The organism is Erythrobacter cryptus DSM 12079 (assembly GCF_000422985.1).
In the GTDB taxonomy this organism is placed as follows: domain Bacteria; phylum Pseudomonadota; class Alphaproteobacteria; order Sphingomonadales; family Sphingomonadaceae; genus Erythrobacter; species Erythrobacter cryptus.
In genome coordinates, this window is the sequence record NZ_AUHC01000002.1 from 1 (window position 1) to 18878 (window position 18878).

Sequence of the window (18878 nt, forward strand, 5' to 3'; positions counted from 1 at the left end):
CGGGAAACCGCCGCCAGAAGCCGATCCCATACCCCCGCCTTGCGCCAGCGCACGAACCGGTTGTAACAGGTCGTGTAAGGCCCATAGCGTTCGGGAATGTCCGCCCAGGGGCTGCCGGTGCGAAACCGCCACAATATCCCGTTGATCACCCGGCGATCATCCACCCGAGGCACGCCACGGCTCTTGTTCGGCAGCAACGGCTCAATCACCGACCACTCGAAATCTGTCAGGTCAAAACGACGGCGCATATCCAAGGCTCCTTTCCCGAACCTTGAATCAATCACTTGCCGTCCACGCAAGCCAGTTTATGAGTTTACGGCCTAGTTCTTCACCGAGATGCCGCCCTGGGCCTTGATCCGCCGCACATGGGCCAGCGCATCGGCATAGCTGTCGATGCGGGCGAAGAAGCCGGGGGCCTTGGCGCCGTAGATCACCTCGCCGGTGGAAAAGATGCGCGGCCCCAGCGTCAGCCCGGCGCGCTGGCGCTCGGCCGCGGCAAAGACGGTGCTGGCCTGGCTTGAAGGGTTGTGGATGGTGGTCACCCCCATGGCCAGATCCTGCACCAGCGACCAATTCTGCTGGGGGATGAAGTCCCCCACCCCATAGGCGCCGTGGGCATGGGCATCGATGAGCCCGGGCATGATGGTCTTGCCGCTGGCATCGATGAAGCGGGTGCCCTCGGGGAAGGAGAGCCTGACCCGGGTGGCATCATGCACCCCGGTGATGCGATCGCCCTCGATCACGATGAGGCCGTTTTCGATCACCCCGGGATCATCGGCGGCAAGCCCGGCGCGCATGGTCAGCACCCTTGCCCCGCTGATCACCGTGGTGCCGCTGGGTTTGGCCTTGTCCACCGTGAGGCCGAGGGGAATGCCGCCGGCAGGCGGAGTAAAGGTGGCCGGCTTTGCCCCTTCGGCCTTGGGCGCGCTCGCAAACAGCGCGCTCACGCTGGCGGTCTTGAGCGTCGGGCCGATCGACCAGAACAGGGTTTCCCCGCCATTGGCCCAGCCGAGGTAATCCGCGCCGCCGCTGCTCACCTTGGTCACCGGCAGCGGCCCGCCGGTCTCGCTCACATCGACCGGCTTGCCGCCGGGCAGCAGCGGCATGGCAAAGACCTCGTAATTCTGGCGGAAGGCGATGGTGCGGCCATCGGGCGCGACCCGCAGGTCGCTGGCCATGTCGCCCTTGGCGTGAATGCGCCGCGCCTCGCCATTGAGATCGGTGGAGACAAGGGCAATGCCGCTACCTTCGCGCGCGATCAGGAACAGCCGGTCATTGGCGGCGCCCCATTGCGGCGCGCTGCCATTGCGGGTGACGCGCCGGGGCGGGGCCGAGCCATCGACGGGCATGACATAGATGCCCGGGCCCTCGGAATGTTCGGGCGCGGTGAGATAGCCGCCCTGGCGCTTTTCAAAGGCGATCAGACTTCCGTCGGGCGAAAAGGCGATCGGGCCATAATGGCCCGGGCCGGTGAGCACCCGGCGGTTCTGCCCCGCGGCATCGGCGATGACGATCTCGCCGAGGTGCTCGTCGCTCCAGCGCACATAGGCAAGCGCGCTGCCATCGCGGCTGAAGGCAGGGAAGGCCTCGATCACGTCGGCCGCATCGCCAGTGAGGGGGACGGGCGGCTCGGCCCCGCTGGCGGATTTCACATAAAGCCGCCCGAGGCTCTCGAACACCACCCGGCTGCCATCGGGGGCAAGCGTGGCAAAGCGCGGCATGGTGGTGGCAAAGCGTTCGGGAGCAACCGCGATCACCGGGTGCGGCGCATCGGCAACCCCGCGGGTGTCGTTGATGGCAAAGGGAATGATCCGGTGGCCGCTGCCATCGCGATTGACCCGGTTCAACTTGCCCCCGGCCCAGAACACGATTCCCGAACTGTCGGGCAGCCAGGCGATATTGGGATAGACCCCGGTGACCGCCCAGGTCTCCTGCACGTCAAGATCGAGCTTGCCATAGATCATCCGCTCCTGGCCGCTTGCCAGATCCTTGATCCACAGCTGGCTCTGGTCCTTGTCGCGCCGCACGAAGGCCAGCTCCTTGCCATCGGGCGAAGGCGCCGGGCGCACCGCGCCACCATAGCCCGAGACCGCGGTCGTCACTTCGCCGGTGGCAAGGTCATGGCGCTCGATCGCGAAGATGCCGGCCTGGGAATCCTGAGCATATTCGAACACATTGCCCGGGGTGATGTTGCGGGTGTAATAGACTGCGCTGCCATCGGGGGCGAAGACCGGCTCGCCCAGTTCCTTCTGCAGCTTGTCATTGGCGCGCTCGACCACCTGCACCCCGCCACCGCCCGAGACATGGTAGAGCCAGATCTCGCCGGTGCCGGCGCTGCGCTCTGTGGTGAAGTGCTTCTTGGCGGCGATGAAGCGCCCGTCGGGTGACCAGGCCGGCTGATTGAGCAGGCGGAAATCTTCGCGCGTCACCTGCCGCTTGTCGCTGCCATCGACATTCATCACCCAGATATTGTCGCCCCCGCCGCGATCCGAGGTGAAGGCGATGCGCTTGCCATCGGGGGAAAAGCGCGGCTGCACCTCCCAGGCGAGGCCCTCGGCGATGCGCCGCGGCATGCCGCCGGTGATCGGCATGGTGTAGATATCGCCCAGGAGGGTGAAGGCGAGGGTCTGGCCATCGGGGGAGACATCGACATCCATCCACGTGCCTTCCTCCACCCGGATCGGCACCTGGCGGATGGTGGCGCCCTTGGGCGCCTCGACATTCCACTTCTCCTCCGCCCCCTTCTCGGCGGCCTTGCCATCCGGTTTGGGCGCGGCGGGAAGCGGGGTGGCAAGCATGGCGACCCCGGCGAGCAGGGCGGCGTGAAGCAGGCGCATGGAAAGTCTCCCTCTGTCGGCGCGCGAGACTAGCGGCGCGCAAGGATATTGCTAGGGGTGGCAATGTCGTTGGTCGAGCCGGAGCGGCCATTTGCGGGGAAGGCGATGCTGCGCATCATCACCAACAATTTCGCGCTGCTCACGGTCGCGGGCGTGGGGCTGGCGTGGATTTTTCCGCCCGCCTTCACCTGGATGACCGATGGCAGCATCCGCCTGGCGGGCCAGCCGCTGCTCAGCCTGGCGCTGGGGGTGGTGATGCTGGCGATGGGGCTGACGCTGACCTTCGCCGATTATCGCGCCCTGGCGCAGATGCCGCGCGCGCTGCTTGTGGGTGTGGGGCTGCAATTCCTCGTCATGCCCCTGTCCGGCTTTGCCATTGCCAGCGCGCTCGATCTGGAGCCGGGGCTGGCCGTTGGCCTCATCCTTGTGGCCTGTTGTCCGGGGGGCACGGCCTCCAACATCGTCACCTTCATCGCCCGCGGCAATGTCGCGCTGTCGGTGGCGATGACCATGGCCTCGACCCTTGCCGCGGTGGCCCTCACCCCGCTGCTCACCGGCGCGCTGGCCGGGGCCTATGTGGCGATCGACCGGCTCAACCTGCTGCTCAACATGGTGGGGATCGTGCTGGTGCCGGTGGTGCTGGGCACCCTCTTGAACCGCCTGTTCCCGCGCGCGGCGGCGCGGGTGAGTGCGGGGCTGCCGGTGATGGCGATCGTGCTCGTGATCTGGATCGTCGGCGGGATCGTCGGCGGGGCCAAGGCGCAGATCATTGCGCATGCCGGCACGGTGCTGCTCGCCACCTTCCTGCTCCACGCCAGCGGCTTTGCCTTGGGCTATGTGCTCGCCAAGGTGCTGGGCCTTGACGAGGTGGCGGCGCGCACGATCAGCATCGAGGTGGGGATGCAGAACTCCGGCCTCGGCTCGGGCCTTGCCAAGACGCCGGCCTTCGCCGCGCAATTCGCCAATGCCACACAGGCCGCGCTCGCTCCGGTGCCGGCCGCGATTTCAGCGGTGTGGCACGTGGTGATCGGAAGCCTGCTTGCCGGGTGGTGGCGGCGGCGGGGTTGATCCTTCTTGCTCCCCTCCCCCGGGGGAGGGGCTTAGGCGAACATCCCCCGCTTCGGCCCCAGATAGCCGAACAGATAGGCCGCCACCTTGCGCATCTGGATCTCCTCGCTCCCCTCGGTGATGCGATAGCGGCGGTGGTGGCGGTAGATGTGCTCGAAGGGCTTGTGGCGCGAATAGCCGATGCCGCCATGCACCTGCATCGCCCTGTCCGCCGCCTCGCAGCACAGCCGGTTCGCCCAGTAATTGCACATCGAGACCTTGTCGGAAATGCGCCGCTCGATCTCCTCGTGCGGCATGTTGTCCATCTCCCAGGCGGTCTTGAAGATCAGCAGCCGCAGCATCTCGGCCTGCGTCGCCAGCTCCACCAGCGGGAACTGGATCGCCTGGTTGCGCGCCAGCTCCTCGCCGAAGGGCTTCCGCTCGCGGGCATATTTCACGCTCTCATCGATGCAATAGAGCGCCGCGCCGCAGCTCGAGGCCGCCTGGCGGATGCGGTTCTGGTGAACGAAGCTCTGCGCCAGCGCGAGCCCGCGGCCCTCCACCCCGAGGATCGCGCTGTCGGGCACCCAGACATTGGTGAGCGACAGGCGCGGGTGATCGGTGGGCATGTTGAAGGTCCACAGCCATTCCTCGATCTTGAGGCCTTCGCTGGGGTTGGGGACGAGGAAGCAGGTGATCCCGCTGGCATCGCCATCCTTGCCGCCGGTGCGCGCAAACAGCGCGCAATGGGTGGCCACATGCATGCCGGTGATCCACATCTTCTCGCCGTTGATCAGCCAGCCATCCACCCCGTCGCGCGCCTCGCGCACCGCGCGGGTTTCCATGTGGGTGGCGTCCGAGCCGTGGCGCGGCTCGGTGAGGCCAAAGGCGACGCGCCGGGTGCGCTCGAACCCGCCGAGGATGAACTCCTGCTTCTGTTCCTCCGTCCCCCATTGCTCGAACATGGCAACGAAGGGGAAGTTGCCGACAATGCTGTGCTCGTTCTGCAGGTCGTTGTGGAGGCCCAGGCCCTTCCGCGCAAAATGCTCGCGGATCACCGCCATCCACAGGTTGGAGCCATCCTTGCCGCCATAGCGCTTGGGTGCCGAGAAGCGCCAATGGCCGGCCGCGTCGGCGCGGCGCGTCGCCTCTTTCAGCAGTTCCTCCCACTCGTGCCGGGGCAGCCCGCCGCGCTCCCAATCGGTGCGGGAATGCTCGCGGCGGTGGTCGAAGAAGCGGATATTGTCGTCCTGCTCCTCCAAGGGCTTGATCTCGGCCTCGATGAAGGCGTCAAGCTCGTCGAGATAGGCTTGCAGGTCGGCGGGGATGGCAAAATCCATGGGGCTATTCCTCTCCGGTCCATCGTTGGCGCGCAGCTTCCAGCGCGGGATATTTTGGCACGTCTGCGGCCAGCTTGGTGAGCGCGAGGCGTTTGAGCTGCGCCAGCAGGCCGGGCGTGGCCAGCCCCTCGCGCCCGGCAAGCAGGGCTTCGGCCAGATCGCGATCATGCACCTTGGCGATGATCGCGGGTTCCTCGCGCGCGATCATGCCCAGCGCATTGCGCGCCACCGCCCATTGGAAGCGGTCATGGCCTTCAAGCCGGGGCTTGATGGTGGCGAGCCAATCGGCCACGGCGGTGGCGATTTCCGCGGCGCTGGCCTCGCCAAGCGGCGCTGCCTGCGCCGCAGCGCGGGGCAGGGACCGCGCGCGCTCGGCGCTCGGGGCCTCCTCCTCGAGCAGCAGCAGCAGATCGAGTTCCTGCTCGCTGGTGCGGCGGGAGATCACCACGCGCTCGAGCATCCGGTCGGCGCCCGAGCGCCATTGCGCCGCCATCCTGAGACAGCCCAGCGCCCACCACACGGTGCGATAGATCGTCCAGAAGCGCAGGCGTGCCGGATCGACCTTTACGCCTGCTTCGGCCTCATAGGCGGCGATATAGTCCTCGACCACCCCCAGCCCGAGGGCCGGGCGGTCATAGCGGTGAAAGCGCCACACCGCCATGCAGCCAAAGGCAAGATCCTCGTGGGGATCGCCGAAATGGGCGATCTCCCAATCGAGCACGCCGGTGAGGTGCGAGCCTTCCACGAGCAGATTGCCCATGCGATAGTCGCCGTGGGTGAGCACGGGTTCGACCGCAGGCGGGCAATTGTCCTCGAGCCACTTGAGCCCCAGCGCGATGATCGGGCGGTCGCCGCCTGCCTCGAGGAATTGCCGCTTGAGCTCGGCAATCGCGGCGCGGGTTTCAAGCACCGGCACGCCTTGGGGCACGTCGATTTGGCGCAAGCGGTGGATGCGGGCGAGATCGCGGGCAATTTCGCGCAGCAACCCGTCAGGATCATCGCAATCGAGGATGACCTTGGGATCGGCCGTGCCCGGCAGGGCGCGCATGATGAATCCCGAGCCAAGCCCGTCCTCCGGCGCCAGCAGCGCCACCACCTGAGGCGCAGTCACGCCCTTGGCCCGCGCCGCCTCGATCAGCGCGGCCTCGACCGCGTGCCCATAGGGCCGCCCTTCCATGAAGGCGAGGCTGGGCGCGCGGCGCAGCACGAAGGCCTCGTCCCCGCAGGCAAAGCGCCAGCTTTCCATCACCGCCCCGCCGGTGAGGCGCTGGGGCGGGGCGGAAAGGGCGCCAAGCCCGGCGCGGGCGCACACCCGCGCAAGGCCCGCACGCAATTCGTCAGCCGTGATCGCCACCGGATCAGGCGGGGACGTTGTCTCTCCTCACGGTGATCACCTGGGGATAGGTGAACTCCTTGAGACCTTCCTTGCCATATTCGGCGCCAAAGCCCGATTGCTTGTGCCCGCCGAAGGGCGCGAAGGGCGAGAGGTGGAGATATTCGTTGATCCACACCGTGCCGGTCTCGAGCTGTTCGGCAATCTTCACGCCCCTTTCGGGATCGCCCGTCCACACCGCGCCGGCAAGGCCATATTCGGTGTTGTTGGCGCGCGCGATCACTTCCTCCTCGCTCGAGAACTTCATCAGCGGCATGACCGGGCCAAACTGCTCCTCGGCCACGATGCGCGCGTCCTCGGGCGGATTGTCGAGGATGGTGATCGGCACGTAGAAGCCGGTGCCCGAGGGATCGACATCCCCGCCCAGCAGGAACTTGTAGCCATTGGCCTTGGCATCCTCGATCAGCTCGATCACCCGCTCATATTGCTTGCGGTTCTGGATCGGGCCAACCCCGGTGCCCTGTTCGCTGCCATCGCCGACCTTCACGGTCTTGGCATATTCGACGATCGCAGCCGAAAGCTCGTCATAGATGTCCTCGTGAATATAGACGCGCTTGGCCGCGACGCAGATCTGTCCAGCATTGGAGAAGCTCGACCAGAACAGCTGCTCGGCAACCTTCTTGGGATCGGCATCGGGCAGCACGATCGAGGCATCATTGCCGCCAAGCTCGAGCGTGATGCGCTTCAGATCCGCGCTTGCCCCTTCCATGATCTTCTTGCCCGTGGCGGTCGATCCGGTGAAGGTGATCTTGTCGATATCGGGGTGGCTGGTGATCATCGGCCCCAGATCATCCTCGCCGGTGATGATGTTGACCACGCCCGCAGGCACCTTGGCGGCGATCAGCTCGGCGATGCGCAGGGTGGTGAGCGGGGTGAAGGGCGAGGGCTTCAAGACGATGGTGCAGCCCGAAAGCATCGCCGGCACGATCTTCTGGATCGCCATCATCACCGGGAAGTTCCACGGCACGATGCCGCCAACCACGCCCACCGGCACCCGGCGCACGCGCATCAGGCGGGTGTCATCGTCCTGCACGATCTCTTCCTCGAGGCTCAAGGTCGATTGTGCTGCCGCCATCCCGGCGGCGCCATAGATTTCGCCCCGGGCCTGCTCGTGCGGCTTGCCCTGTTCGCTGGTTAGCAGGCGATAGAGTTCCTCGGCGTTTTCCTTGATCGCGCCCGAAATCGCCATGATCGCGGCACGGCGCTCCTCGATCGGGGTGTTCTTCCAGGTCTTGAAGGCCGCGCGCGCGGCGGCGACCGCTTCGTCAAGCTCGTCCTTGCCGCACACCGGCACCTGGCCGATCACCTGTTCGTTGGCGGGATTGATCACGTCCATCCAGCGGCCGGTTTCCACCATCTTGCCGCCGATCAGGTTCTTGTATTGGGTGACCATGGTTCTTCCTCTCTCGTGCGTGGGGGGACTCGTCTCTCGCCCACAGGTTGGCGCGTTGCATTGAAAAACGCAATCGCCCGCAGCCGGGCAAGTGTAGCGGGCCGGCGCGGGCGCAGCGCCTGACAATTGCGCTATTCCCGCGCGCGGCTATGGAAGCGGCAAAGAGCCTGCAAAGAGGATACCCTGATGAGTGATTCCCGCCCCGACCTCGTGATCTATGGCAGCCCGATCTCGCCCTTCGTGCGCAAGGTGGCGGGGGTGTGCATTGCCAAGGGGGTGGGCTACGAGATCGAAGCGGTCAATGTCTTCGATCCGCCCGCATGGTTCCGCGCGATCTCGCCGATGAAGCGCATCCCGGTGCTGCGCGATCGCAGCGTGGCCGAGGAGGGGGTGGCCGGCACCATCGCCGATTCGAGCGCGATCTGCGCCTATATCGAGAAAAAGCATCCTGCCCCGGCGCTCTATCCCGATGCGCCGCTCGCGCTGGGCGAGGCGCTGTTCATCGAGGAATATGCCGATACCGCGCTGGCCATGGCCGCAGGCATGGGCATGTTCCGCCCGATCTTCTTTGCCATTGCCAAGGGCGAGGCGCCGGCCCTCGACAAGGCGCGCGAGGCCTGGAGCGCGCAGGTGCGCCCGATCCTCGACGTGCTCGAGGCGCGGCTTGCCGGGCGGGCCTTCTTCGCCGGCGAGGCGCTCTCGATCGCCGATATCACGGTCGCCTGCGTGCTCGGGCAGATCGCGCTGGTGGCCCGGCTCGATCTTGCCCCCTGGCCTGGCCTTGCCGCCCATTATGCCGCGCTGCAGGCCCTGCCCGCGATTGCAGGGCCTTTCGAGGCGGCGGAAAAGGCCGTGCGGCAGAGCTTGCCCACCCCCTTCGAGCTGACCTAAGCCCCCGGCCACCAGCAGGAGGACAGCAGCAGGCATGGCCAGCGAATGGTGCATCGGGATCATCGGCGGATCGGGCCTCTATGCCATCGAGGGGCTGGAGGATGAGCAGTGGATCGCGATCGAGACCCCCTGGGGCGATCCTTCCGATGAGATCCTGTGCGGCACGCTCGGCGGGGTCAAGCTGCGATTCCTGCCGCGCCACGGCCGCGGGCACCCCATCACCCCGAGCGAAGTCAATGCCCGCGCCAATATTGATGCATTGAAGCGCGCCGGCTGCACCGATATCCTGGCGATCAGCGCGGTCGGCTCGTTGCGCGAGGAGCTTGAGCCGGGGCGGTTCGTGGTGGTCGAACAGTTCATCGACCGCACCGTCAGGCGCGAGAGCACCTTCTTCACCAGCGGCTTTGTCACCCATGTCTCGATGGCCGATCCGGTGTGCCCGCGGCTGTCGCAGATGGCCGCCGAGGCGGTGGTCAAGGCCAGGGGAAAGGTGGCGGTGGGGGCGACCTATCTTGCCATGGAAGGCCCGCAATTTTCCACCCGCGCCGAAAGCCGGATGTACCGCGCCTGGGGGGCGGACGTGATCGGCATGACCGCCATGCCCGAGGCCAAGCTCGCGCGCGAGGCCGAGCTGCCCTATGCGCTTGTCGGCATGGTCACCGATTATGATTGCTGGCGCGAGGGCGAAGCGGTCGATGTCGCCGCGGTGGTCCAGCAGATGCAGGCCAATGGCGCGCTCGCCCGGGCGATGGTGAGGAACTTCATCGAGGCCCTGCCGCCGACCCGCGCGCCCTCCCCGATCGACACCGCGCTCGACAACGCGGTGATCACCGCGCCTTCCGAGCACGATCCGGCGCTGCTGGCGCGGCTCGACGCGGTGGCCGGGCGGCTGTTTGCCTGAGGCCTACCCGGCCTAGCCCGGAGCGGCATCGGCGATGGCCTGCGCGGTCTTGTAATCGGGCTTGCCGTTGTTGAGCCGCAGCGAGGCTTCGGTGAAGATGTAGCGGCGCGGGATCTTGTAACCGGCAAGCCCGGCGCGCGCATGGGCATCGAGCTGGGCCTCGAGACCAGTGCTGTCAGCCGGCGCGGCGCCCGCGGCCGGCTGCACCACCGCCACCACCTTGCGCCCGAAACGCGGATCGGGAAGGCTGACCACGCGCACATCCTGCACCGCCGGATGGGTGATCAGCACCGCTTCGACCTCCTCGGGGAAAACCTTCTCACCCCCGGTGTTGATGCACATGTTGTCGCGCCCGATGAACTCGAGCGTGCCATCGGCGGCCCAGCGCGCCCGGTCGCCGGTCATCAGCCAGCGCTTGCCGCCGATCACCGGGAAGGTCTGGGCGTTCTTTTCGTCCTCGCCGAGATAGCCCAGCGGCAAGGGGCCGGTGCGCGCGACGATCCCGACCCCTTCCGCGCCCGGGGGGATTTCCTTGAGGTTCTCGTCGAACAGCTTGGTCTCGCGCCCGGGCAGCGGCTGGAACTTGCCCCCGCCGCTCGATCCTTGGGCGGTGGTGATGACGATGCCGGTGCCCGAGCTTTCCGAGGAGCCGAGTGCATCGATGATCATAAGGTGGGGCGCGTGCCCGATCAGGCGCTGCTTGAGGGCTGGCGAGAACACCGCGCCCGAGGAGGTGATGGTGCGCAGCGAGGCGAGCACCTTCGCGCCATCGCCGCGGGCATCGAGCCGGTCAGCCAGCGGCAGGGCAAAGGCATCCCCGACGATGAAGATGCCGCGCGCGCCAAGCCGAGCGATCTCGTCGAGAGCGAGATCGGCATCGAAGCGGGGCGCCGGCAGCAGCGCCAGAGTGCCGCCCTTGAGCAGGTGGATGAGCGCGGTGAACTGGCCGGCGCCGTGCATCAGCGGCGAGAGCAGCAGCAGCGGCGAGGTGCTGGCCGGATGCTCTGGCCCGATCCGCGCCGCTTCGGCCACCTGGTCTTCGAGCGAGGCGGCGACGAATGGCGCTGTGCCGGGCGCGCGCTGCCACACCCCGATGCTGAAGGCGGCCCAGGCCTGATCCATCGGCCACATCACCGCCTTGGGCATGCCCGTGGTGCCCCCGGTGGCGGTGAGGAACAGCGCCGCGCGGTCATCATGCACACCAAAGCCTTCGCCGAGCGGGCTGTCGCACAGCGCCGTCCACTCGGCCCCGCCCACGTCGATCGTGTGCGAGCCGGCCGGCATGGCGCCCTCGGCCAGTTCGGCAAAGTCGCTTTCGACAAACAGCGCCTTGAGGCCAAAGCGGGTGAAGATGTCGGCAAGCTCGCGCGCCTTGTAGTGGTAATTGACGTTCACCGGCACCAGCCCCGCCTTGACGCAGCCGAACCAGGCAAGGAGGTATTCGGGGGTGTTGCGCAGCATCTGCCCGGCAATGTCGCCCGGCCGCAGCCCGCGCGCCATGAGCCCCGCGGCGATGCGATCGGTGAGCGCGTCGAGTTCGCCCCAGGCGATCACCCGCTCTCCATGCACCAGCGCCGGGCGATCGGGCGGGATCGCCGCGGCCAGCTGCTTGAGCACCACCCCGAAATTCGCACCTTCAAACACCATGCCTTGCTCCACCTGACATGTCATTTTCGCTAGCCCCGTCGGCGCCCGGCTTCCCCTAGGTAAATGATGAGGCATTTGCCGAAAATTGCGCTAGTGTGAGCGCGCGGGAGAACATTGGAGAGGAGCAAGGCTGACAATGGCCAACAATGTTGTCGAATTGCGCACGCCGCAAGGCCGCGAATCGCTTGAACAATATCTCGAATCGGTGACCATCCGCTGCCCCGACGACATCCACGATGCCGCAGTGAACCTCGCGCGAATCGCGCAGGAGCGGGGGATGCAGGTGGCCGTGTGCGACGATATTTCGTCGAAGGAACCGATGGTCGATGCCGAGGGCACGATCCTCAATGCCGACACCTTTCGCTGGCTCGATGATGGGGCGCGCTGGTGGGAGGATCACCGCCTCGCACTGCATTCGCCGCTGCCGCGCGCCTGCCGCTATGAGAGCGAGCCCTTCTGGGTCAACCGCCACGGCTTTCACACCCGCTGGCGCAACCACTATCTTGATGAGATGGACCTTTCCGATTTCGAGCGCCGCGCCCTGTGCAAGGCGGCGATCGTCATCCCCACGCACCTGCCCTTCGGCCAGATCAGCGCTTCGAGCTTCATCTCGATGGATCGCAACAAGGAGGATCTCAGCCGCGAATTTGCCGAATACGGCACTCTGTTTGCCATGGTGATCCGCTGCTTTGTGGCGGGCTATGTGCAGGCGATGCGCACCAAGCGGCGGATTCCATCAGACTGTGTGCTCTCGAAGCGCGAGGTGGAATGTCTGCGCTGGGCCGCGATCGGCAAGACCGACAAGGAAATCAGCATGATCCTCAACCGCTCGCACGCCACCATCCGCTATCACATCCACCGCGCGGGCGAGAAGCTCGACAGCGTCAACCGCGCCCAGACGATCTTCAAGGCCGGGCAGCTCGGTTATCTCGGCGCGTCTGACTGAGCTTGCGGGGCGGGGCGCCTTGCCTGGCCCTGCCCGCTGCCCGATCGCATCGCCGCGGGCGTGTGCCGACCGGGGCCGGCTAGCCCAGCCTCCCTAGCCCAGCCTCCGCAGCGGCTCGCTGCCATCCCAGCCGATGCTCGCCGCCTTGATGATGGCAAAGAGATCCGGCCCGTCCTTGGCCTGCTGGAGAATTTCGACCAGCGTGCCGGGGCCGGTGCCGGGATCGACATAGATCACCTCGCTGGTGCCGAAGCGGCCCTCGATCACCACCTCGGCGCCTTCGGCCTCGCACAGCGCCCGGGCGGCGGCGAGATCATCGACCAGGATGCACACGTGGTGCAGCCCGTTACCGGTCGATCCATATTCGCCGCGGTAAATCGAGGGGTGTTCATCGCGCGGGCGAATGAGCTCGATCTGCATCTCGCCCCAATAGGCAAGCGCAAGGTCAAAGGCCGCCGCGGTGGGCGCGCCGCGATATTTCATCCCTTCAAGATGGATGTTCTCGATCAGGAAGAACGGCCCCACCCCCATGACCTTCGTCCAATGGGCAAGGGCGGCATCGAAATCCGCAGGCACGAAGGCAAGCTGCATGATGTGCCCAAGCGCTGCGATCTTGCCGGCCAATGCCATCTCACTCTCCAATCCGCTAGGGTGACCCTCCCGGCAGACTGTGTGATATTCCTTGCTCGAGACACTGCGCAAAGTGCGAGGGACGGACTGGCAGCATGAACGAGATCAAGGACATTGCCCGCGGCGATCGCTGCCCAGGCATCAGCTATACCGACATGCTCAACGGCGATACCCGCCGTCCGCCCGATTACCTGTTCGAGGAATCCTTCATCGAGATGGGCGATGCGCCGCTCTCGGTCGAGCCCTATATCTCGGAGGAATGGGCGCGGCTGGAGCGCGAACGGATGTGGCCCAATGTCTGGTTGTTCGCCGCGCGCGAGGATGAACTGCCCGATCCGGGCGACAGCGTGGTGTTCGACATCGCCGGCAAGAGTTTCCTCCTCATTCGCCAGAAGGACGGGAGCGTGAAGGCCTTCTACAACGCCTGCCTTCACCGCGGGCGCAAGCTGCGCACCGAGAGCGGGCCCTCGGTGCAGCTGCGCTGCCCCTTCCACGGCTTTACCTGGCGCAACGACGGGAGCCTCAAGGAAATCCCTTGCGCCTGGGATTTCAAGCACCTTGAAGGCAAGGACATGAGCCTGCCCGAGGCCCGGGTCGAGCTGTGGCAGGGCTTCGTGATGATCACCGAGAACCACGCCCTGCCCGATTTCAAGACCTGGCTTGGCCCGGCGGCCGCGCATTATGACCGCTATGACTTTGAAAACCGCTACACTGGCATGTGGGTCAAGAAGAAGATCCCGGCCAATTGGAAGGCGACCGCCGAGGCCTTCATGGAGGCCTGGCACTCGATCACCACGCACCCGCAGCTGCTCGCCTTCCTCGGTGATGCGAACACCCGCTATGATCTCATCGGCGATCACTTCAACCGCGCGATCACCCCTTCGGGCGTCCTTTCCCCGCACATGAAGGGCAAGGATTCGGACTATGTGCTCGAAAAGATGAACGAGTTTTCGGGCGGGCAGGATGCGCGCACCAACCGCCGCTTCTCGGCTACTGAGGGCCCGGCGGAGGATTATGATCCGGCCGATCCGCTGGCGGCGCGCCGGGTGCTGGCCGAGGCCGGGCGCAAGGGCTTTGCCGAGCAATATGGCTATGACTATTCGCAGGCCTCGGACGCGGAAATCCTCGACAATTTCACCTACAACATCTTCCCCAATTTCTCGCCCTGGATCGGTTTCCTGCCGACGCTGGTCTATCGCTGGCTGCCCGGCGACACGCCCGATTGGTGCATCATGGAAATTCGCTTGCTGTTTCCCACCCCCAAGGGCGAGAAGCGCCCGCGCGCGGTTGAGCCGACCTATATCCCGGATGACCAGCCCTTTGCCTGGGCTGCCGACAAGATGGGCCCGCAGCTCGCCAATGTCTTCGATCAAGACATGGCCAACCTTCCCTATGTGCAGGAGGGGATGAAGGCGCTGCGCGATGGCCTCATGGAACTTGGCCACTATCAGGACAGCCGGGTGCGGCATTTCCAGCGCACGCTGAAGAAATATATCGACGGGGAATTGCCGGCGGTTAAATGACCGCATGGCAGGCTTTTCCTTCGATCTTTCGGGGCGCAGCGCGCTCATCACCGGGGCTTCATCGGGCCTTGGCGCGCGCTTTGCCCGCCTGCTCGCGGCGAGCGGGGCGCGCGTCGCGCTGGGGGCGCGGCGGGCTCACCGGCTGGCAGCGCTGGCGGGCGAGATCGGCCCGGCGGCGCAGGCCGTTTCCATGGATGTGGCGCGCGAGGCCGACATCATCGCCGGCTTCGATGCCGCCGAGGCGGCATTCGGCGGGGTGATCGACACGGTGATCGCCAATGCTGGGGTCGATGGGGCGGGGCTTGCCACCGCGATCAGCGAGGCCGAGATCGAGCAGACGCTCGCCATCAACCTCAAGGGCGCGATCCTCACCGCGCGCGAAGGCGCAAGGCGGATGATGGCCCATGGCGTTACCAAGGGGCGCATCGTGCTGATCGCCTCGATCACCGCCTTCGAGCCTTCCCCCGGCCTCGTCGCCTATGCCGCCTCCAAGGCCGGGGTGGTGCAGGCCGGGCGCACCCTCGCGCGCGAATGGGCGCGGGCGGGTATCTGCATCAACACCATCTCCCCCGGCTATATCCGCACCGCCATCAATGCCGACTGGTTCGAGACCGAGGCGGGCAAGAAGCAGATCGCGCGCTTCCCGCGCCGGCGCCTGATGGGCGAGGAGGGCCTCGATGCCCTCGTCCTGTTCCTGTGTTCGGATGCGGCCGAGTTCGTCACGGGCAGCGATTTCGTGCTCGATGACGGGCAGACCTTGTGATGCGCCTTCGCTTCAGCCCGACGCGCACTCACGGCCCCGCGCACGGGCTGCGCGGGGCGCTTCGCGCCGTCCCTTCACCAGCCGCCTGCGATGCCTAGACGAGCGATCTCGCTCGCCGCCGGGGTGCTGCCCGAGGCCAGTCCGGCCGAACTGATCGACTGCGCGGCGGCGGCCGGGTTCGATTATGGCGGCATGTGGGCCGCGCCCGAAAGCTGGACCAGCGCCACCACCCGCGCCGTGCGCCGGCAGGCGCGCGAGGCAGGGGTGCGGCTGCTCGACCTCGAGGTCGCCTGGATCATGCCCGGCCCGCCCGATCCGTGGCTGGCCGAGCTGGTTCACATCGCCGCCGAGATCGGCGCGGCCAACCTCTTGGTGGTCTCGAGCGATCCCGACATGGCCGCCACCGCCGCCAAGTTCCAGGCGCTCATCGATGCCGCGCGCGGCACGAAGGTGCGGGTCAATCTCGAGTTCGGCCTGTTCACCGCGGTCAAGACCATTCACATGGCCCGCGCCGTGCTCGATGCGGTCGAGGGCGAGGCCAAGGCGCTGCTTGTCGATACCCTGCACTGGGCGCGCTCGGGCGGCACGCCGGCCGATCTTGCGGCGATCCCGCGCGACTGGCTGTCCTATTGCCAGCCCTGCGATGCGCCCGCCGAGGGGCCCGCGGCGGATGATCTCGATGCGATCATCGACGATGCCATCAACCGGCGCATGCCGCTGGGGCAGGGTGGCCTGCCGCTCGGTGCAATGCTCGATGCCCTGCCCGAAAGCCTGCCGCTGGCGGTGGAGGAACGTTCGGCAGCGCTGCGCGCGGCCTATCCCGATCTTGCCGAACGTGCCCGCGCGGTGGCGCGCACCAGCCGTGCCTGGCTTGCCGCGCGCGGTTAGGTGCGCGGCATCGTGGGCAAGGCGCCCGGCCCGCGTTGCATTTCCGTGACGGAGCGCTAGGCGGGGCGCAGCAGCCGCAACGGGGATTCGCGCGCGATGAAGATCATGTCCGGCAATTCCAACCTGCCGCTCGCCCGGGCGATCGCGGCCTATCTCGAGATCCCGCTCACCGATGCCAGCGTGCGCCGCTTTGCCGACGAGGAGGTGTTCGTCGAGATCCACGAGAACGTGCGCGGCGAGGATGTCTTCGTGGTCCAGCCGACGAGCTATCCGGCCAATGACAACCTCATGGAACTCCTGATCTGCATCGATGCGCTGCGCCGCGCCTCGGCCCGGCGGATCACCGCGGTGGTGCCCTATTTCGGCTATGCCCGGCAGGACAGGAAGCCCGGCCCGCGCACGCCGATCTCGGCCAAGCTGGTCGCCAACCTCATCACCGAGGCCGGGGCTGACCGGGTGCTGGCGGTGGATCTCCACGCCGGGCAGATCCAGGGCTTCTTCGACATTCCCACCGACAATCTCTATGCCGCCCCCGTCATGGCCGCCGATATCCAGGCGCGCTATGGCGATCAGGCGCTGATGGTGGTGTCCCCCGATGTCGGCGGGGTGGTGCGCGCCCGCGCGCTCGCCAAGCGGCTCGACAATGCGCCGCTGGCGATCGTCGACAAGCGCCGCGATCGCCCGGGCGAATCGGAAGTGATGAACATCATCGGCGAGGTGAAGGACCGCCATTGCATCCTCATCGACGATATCGTCGATTCGGGCGGCACCCTGTGCAATGCGGCCGAGGCGCTGCTCGAGAACGGGGCAAGGTCGGTGGCCGCCTATATCACCCACGGGGTGCTCTCGGGCGGGGCGGTGGCGCGCATCAACGGCTCGGCGCTCAAGGAGTTGGTGATCACCGATTCGATCCGCCCGACCGAGGCGACCCAGGCTTCCGAGCGCATCAGGGTGCTGCCCATCGCCCCGCTGGTGGGCGAGGCGATCCGCCGGATCGCCGATGAAAGCAGCGTCAGCTCGCTGTTCGATTGATGTTTGATCCGGCCGAGGTGCGCGGCCTGCTGATCGCAGCGGCGCGTGCCCGGCAGCCGCTCACCTATGCGGCGCTGCTGAGCCTGCTCGGGTTTCGCTTCACCCGCCCGCTGATGCGCCAGCTGTGCAAGGTGCTCGACCGCATCGACGAGGATGGGCGCGCTTGCGGTGAGCCGGGCCTTGCCGTGCTGGTGGTGCGTCAATCGGACGGGCTGCCGGGGCAGGGCTGGTTTGTCAGCCGCGCTGGCCTTTATGCCGATCTGCCGCTCATCTGGGAAGGGCCGGAGGCGCGGCGCTATGTCGAGGCTCGACAGGCCGAGGCCTTCGACTATTGGAAGGGCGCATGACCAGCAGCAGCAATGATCGCGACCTCGCCCTCGCCTTGGCGCTGGCCGATGCCGCCGGGGCGGCGATCCGCCCGCTGTTCCGGGGGCAGTGGAGCGAGGAGCGCAAGGCCGATCGCTCCTATGTCACCGAGGCCGATCGCGCCGCCGAGGCGGCGATGCGCCGGCTGATCGAGGAGACCTTCCCCGCCGACGGGATCATCGGCGAGGAATATGGCAGGCGCAACGAGGGCGCCGGGCGGCAATGGGTGCTTGACCCCATCGACGGCACCACCAGCTTCATTGCCGGCCGCCCGATCTTCGGCACGCTGATCGCGCTCCTCAAGGATGGCTGGCCGGTGCTGGGCATCATCGACCAGCCGGTTGCGGGCGAGCGCTGGGTCGGCCAGCTGGGCCGGCCGACGCTGTTCAACGGCAAGCCGGCCCGCACCCGGCCCCTGCCCGATCTGGCCGAGGCGGTGCTCGCCACCACCAGCCCCCACGCCTTCAGCAACGCGGAGGCCGATGCCTTCATGTCGGTGGCCAAGGCCGTGGCCGAGCGCAAGATCGTCTATGGCGGGGATTGCTACAATTACGGCCTCGTGGCGAGCGGCCATATCGACATCGTTATCGAGGCGAACCTCAAGCTGCATGATTTTGCCGCGCTGGTGCCGGTGGTCGAAGGGGCCGGGGGGATGATGAGCGACTGGCAGGGCCACCCGCTCGATGCCGGCTCTGATGGCACGGTGATTGCGCTCGGCGATCCGGCGCGGCTGGAAGACGTGCTCGAGGCGATGGGCTAGGGTGCATCTGTTCTTCTACGGCGTGCTCTTGCAGGGGAGCGCGGTCTGGCCGATCCTGCGCGGCCTCGGGCCGGGGCGAGCGGCGACCACGCGCGGGGCGCTCTATGCCCTTCCCGATCCTTTGGGCTGATATCCGGCGCTCATCCCGGGCGACGGAGCGGGCGCGGGCCTCATCCTTGGCCGGGTGCACAGGGCCGGGGAGATTGACCTTGGCGCGCTCGATGCCTTCGAGGGCGCCGATTATGTGCGCCGCCCCGTGCCGGTTGCCGTGGAGGGGCAGAGCCTGTGGGCTGAGGCTTACGTCTGGGCTATGCCATTGCCGCTAGGGGCAGAGCCGATCGTGCATGGCGATTTTTCGCGCTGGCTCAGCGAGACCGGACGCGCGCCCTATCGCGGGCCATGAGAACCGGCCCTGCCGCGCGGGGCATGGCCCGAACCCTTGCCTTTTGCCCGCTGCGCGCCTAAGCGCACGCACTTCACCGACACGAATCAATCAGCCAGCCTGGCGAGAAGGGCTGCCA

At 66.9% G+C, this 18878-nt stretch carries 19 protein-coding genes; 12 read left to right on the plus strand and 7 right to left on the minus strand.

Going from position 1 to position 18878, the window contains the following annotated elements:
- Both G524_RS0102865 and G524_RS14785 read right to left on the minus strand, forming a co-directional pair.
- Positions 1-248 (minus strand): IS5 family transposase (locus G524_RS0102865; protein ID WP_036857343.1); only part of this gene is annotated, 248 nt, incomplete at its 3' end.
- Positions 249-320: 72 nt separating this feature from the next.
- On the minus strand, positions 321-2837 hold the full coding sequence (locus tag G524_RS14785) for a PD40 domain-containing protein (RefSeq protein ID WP_036857346.1): 2517 nt from the start codon (positions 2835-2837) through the stop codon (positions 321-323).
- 63 nt (positions 2838-2900) lie between these two features.
- On the opposite strand from G524_RS14785, the gene G524_RS0102875 reads away from it, so the two are divergent.
- Positions 2901-3905: a bile acid:sodium symporter family protein gene (locus G524_RS0102875; protein ID WP_245561292.1), complete on the plus strand. Its 1005-nt coding sequence runs from the start codon at positions 2901-2903 to the stop codon at positions 3903-3905.
- A 32-nt stretch (positions 3906-3937) separates the two neighbouring features.
- Here the strand turns inward: G524_RS0102875 and G524_RS0102880 are convergent, their stop codons facing one another.
- From G524_RS0102880 to G524_RS0102890, 3 genes are read right to left on the minus strand one after another with little or no spacing between them, the layout of a single operon-like run.
- Positions 3938-5224, minus strand: a complete 1287-nt coding sequence (locus G524_RS0102880; RefSeq protein WP_027442356.1) for an acyl-CoA dehydrogenase family protein — start codon at positions 5222-5224, stop codon at positions 3938-3940.
- 4 nt (positions 5225-5228) lie between these two features.
- A complete protein-coding gene (locus G524_RS0102885; protein ID WP_027442357.1) occupies positions 5229-6578 on the minus strand; it encodes a phosphotransferase in 1350 nt (449 codons plus the stop codon).
- A 4-nt stretch (positions 6579-6582) separates the two neighbouring features.
- Complete coding sequence (locus G524_RS0102890) at positions 6583-8010, minus strand: aldehyde dehydrogenase family protein (RefSeq protein WP_027442358.1); 1428 nt, start codon at positions 8008-8010, stop codon at positions 6583-6585.
- Positions 8011-8196: 186 nt separating this feature from the next.
- Between G524_RS0102890 and G524_RS0102895 the strand changes: the two genes are divergently transcribed.
- Positions 8197-8901, plus strand: a complete 705-nt coding sequence (locus tag G524_RS0102895; RefSeq protein WP_036857280.1) for a glutathione S-transferase family protein — start codon at positions 8197-8199, stop codon at positions 8899-8901.
- A gap of 34 nt (positions 8902-8935) precedes the next feature.
- Positions 8936-9802: an S-methyl-5'-thioadenosine phosphorylase gene (mtnP, locus tag G524_RS0102900; protein ID WP_027442360.1), complete on the plus strand. Its 867-nt coding sequence runs from the start codon at positions 8936-8938 to the stop codon at positions 9800-9802.
- 12 nt (positions 9803-9814) lie between these two features.
- Here mtnP and G524_RS14790 read toward each other — a convergent pair whose 3' ends face one another.
- Positions 9815-11449 carry an AMP-binding protein gene (locus tag G524_RS14790; RefSeq protein ID WP_051220870.1) on the minus strand — a complete coding sequence of 545 codons (1635 nt, stop codon included), beginning with the start codon at positions 11447-11449 and terminating at the stop codon, positions 9815-9817.
- A 136-nt stretch (positions 11450-11585) separates the two neighbouring features.
- Here G524_RS14790 and G524_RS0102910 point away from each other — a divergent pair, with 136 nt between their 5' ends.
- Positions 11586-12395 carry a helix-turn-helix transcriptional regulator gene (locus G524_RS0102910; RefSeq protein WP_051220871.1) on the plus strand — a complete coding sequence of 270 codons (810 nt, stop codon included), beginning with the start codon at positions 11586-11588 and terminating at the stop codon, positions 12393-12395.
- A gap of 93 nt (positions 12396-12488) precedes the next feature.
- Here the strand turns inward: G524_RS0102910 and G524_RS0102915 are convergent, their stop codons facing one another.
- Positions 12489-13025 carry a VOC family protein gene (locus G524_RS0102915; RefSeq protein WP_027442362.1) on the minus strand — a complete coding sequence of 179 codons (537 nt, stop codon included), beginning with the start codon at positions 13023-13025 and terminating at the stop codon, positions 12489-12491.
- Between the two features lie 95 nt (positions 13026-13120).
- On the opposite strand from G524_RS0102915, the gene G524_RS0102920 reads away from it, so the two are divergent.
- From G524_RS0102920 to G524_RS16230, 8 genes are all read left to right on the plus strand, one after another.
- A complete protein-coding gene (locus tag G524_RS0102920) occupies positions 13121-14548 on the plus strand; it encodes an aromatic ring-hydroxylating oxygenase subunit alpha (RefSeq protein WP_027442363.1) in 1428 nt (475 codons plus the stop codon).
- Positions 14549-14552: 4 nt separating this feature from the next.
- Positions 14553-15311 carry an SDR family NAD(P)-dependent oxidoreductase gene (locus G524_RS0102925; protein ID WP_027442364.1) on the plus strand — a complete coding sequence of 253 codons (759 nt, stop codon included), beginning with the start codon at positions 14553-14555 and terminating at the stop codon, positions 15309-15311.
- 90 nt (positions 15312-15401) lie between these two features.
- Complete coding sequence (locus tag G524_RS0102930) at positions 15402-16199, plus strand: sugar phosphate isomerase/epimerase family protein (protein ID WP_027442365.1); 798 nt, start codon at positions 15402-15404, stop codon at positions 16197-16199.
- A gap of 96 nt (positions 16200-16295) precedes the next feature.
- Positions 16296-17231: a ribose-phosphate pyrophosphokinase gene (locus tag G524_RS0102935; protein ID WP_027442366.1), complete on the plus strand. Its 936-nt coding sequence runs from the start codon at positions 16296-16298 to the stop codon at positions 17229-17231.
- Positions 17231-17578, plus strand: coding sequence for a hypothetical protein (locus tag G524_RS0102940; protein WP_027442367.1), 348 nt, complete (start codon positions 17231-17233; stop codon positions 17576-17578). Before G524_RS0102935 ends, G524_RS0102940 begins: the two co-directional genes overlap by 1 nt.
- The gene (gene hisN / locus G524_RS0102945) at positions 17575-18357 is read left to right on the plus strand and encodes a histidinol-phosphatase (RefSeq protein WP_027442368.1); all 783 of its coding nucleotides are present in this window, start codon (positions 17575-17577) and stop codon (positions 18355-18357) included. Before G524_RS0102940 ends, hisN begins: the two co-directional genes overlap by 4 nt.
- A 1-nt stretch (position 18358) precedes the next feature.
- On the plus strand, positions 18359-18487 hold the full coding sequence (locus tag G524_RS17280) for a hypothetical protein (protein ID WP_281170482.1): 129 nt from the start codon (positions 18359-18361) through the stop codon (positions 18485-18487).
- Between the two features lie 12 nt (positions 18488-18499).
- On the plus strand, positions 18500-18760 hold the full coding sequence (locus tag G524_RS16230; protein ID WP_084625028.1) for a gamma-glutamylcyclotransferase family protein: 261 nt from the start codon (positions 18500-18502) through the stop codon (positions 18758-18760).
- Positions 18761-18878: the final 118 nt, after the last annotated feature.

Excerpts from the sequence above, each read along its gene's own strand:
- G524_RS14785 (WP_036857346.1), bottom strand. The coding sequence starts at position 2,837 with ATGCGCCTGCTTCACGCCGCCCTGCTCGCCGGGGTCGCCATGCTTGCC.
- G524_RS0102875 (WP_245561292.1), top strand. The coding sequence starts at position 2,901 with ATGTCGTTGGTCGAGCCGGAGCGGCCATTTGCGGGGAAGGCGATGCTG.
- G524_RS0102880 (WP_027442356.1), bottom strand. The coding sequence starts at position 5,224 with ATGGATTTTGCCATCCCCGCCGACCTGCAAGCCTATCTCGACGAGCTT.
- G524_RS0102890 (WP_027442358.1), bottom strand. The coding sequence starts at position 8,010 with ATGGTCACCCAATACAAGAACCTGATCGGCGGCAAGATGGTGGAAACC.
- G524_RS0102895 (WP_036857280.1), top strand. The coding sequence starts at position 8,197 with ATGAGTGATTCCCGCCCCGACCTCGTGATCTATGGCAGCCCGATCTCG.
- mtnP (WP_027442360.1), top strand. The coding sequence starts at position 8,936 with ATGGCCAGCGAATGGTGCATCGGGATCATCGGCGGATCGGGCCTCTAT.
- G524_RS14790 (WP_051220870.1), bottom strand. The coding sequence starts at position 11,449 with ATGGTGTTTGAAGGTGCGAATTTCGGGGTGGTGCTCAAGCAGCTGGCC.
- G524_RS0102910 (WP_051220871.1), top strand. The coding sequence starts at position 11,586 with ATGGCCAACAATGTTGTCGAATTGCGCACGCCGCAAGGCCGCGAATCG.
- G524_RS0102915 (WP_027442362.1), bottom strand. The coding sequence starts at position 13,025 with ATGGCATTGGCCGGCAAGATCGCAGCGCTTGGGCACATCATGCAGCTT.
- G524_RS0102920 (WP_027442363.1), top strand. The coding sequence starts at position 13,121 with ATGAACGAGATCAAGGACATTGCCCGCGGCGATCGCTGCCCAGGCATC.
- G524_RS0102925 (WP_027442364.1), top strand. The coding sequence starts at position 14,553 with ATGGCAGGCTTTTCCTTCGATCTTTCGGGGCGCAGCGCGCTCATCACC.
- G524_RS0102930 (WP_027442365.1), top strand. The coding sequence starts at position 15,402 with ATGCCTAGACGAGCGATCTCGCTCGCCGCCGGGGTGCTGCCCGAGGCC.
- G524_RS0102935 (WP_027442366.1), top strand. The coding sequence starts at position 16,296 with ATGAAGATCATGTCCGGCAATTCCAACCTGCCGCTCGCCCGGGCGATC.
- G524_RS0102940 (WP_027442367.1), top strand. The coding sequence starts at position 17,231 with ATGTTTGATCCGGCCGAGGTGCGCGGCCTGCTGATCGCAGCGGCGCGT.
- hisN (WP_027442368.1), top strand. The coding sequence starts at position 17,575 with ATGACCAGCAGCAGCAATGATCGCGACCTCGCCCTCGCCTTGGCGCTG.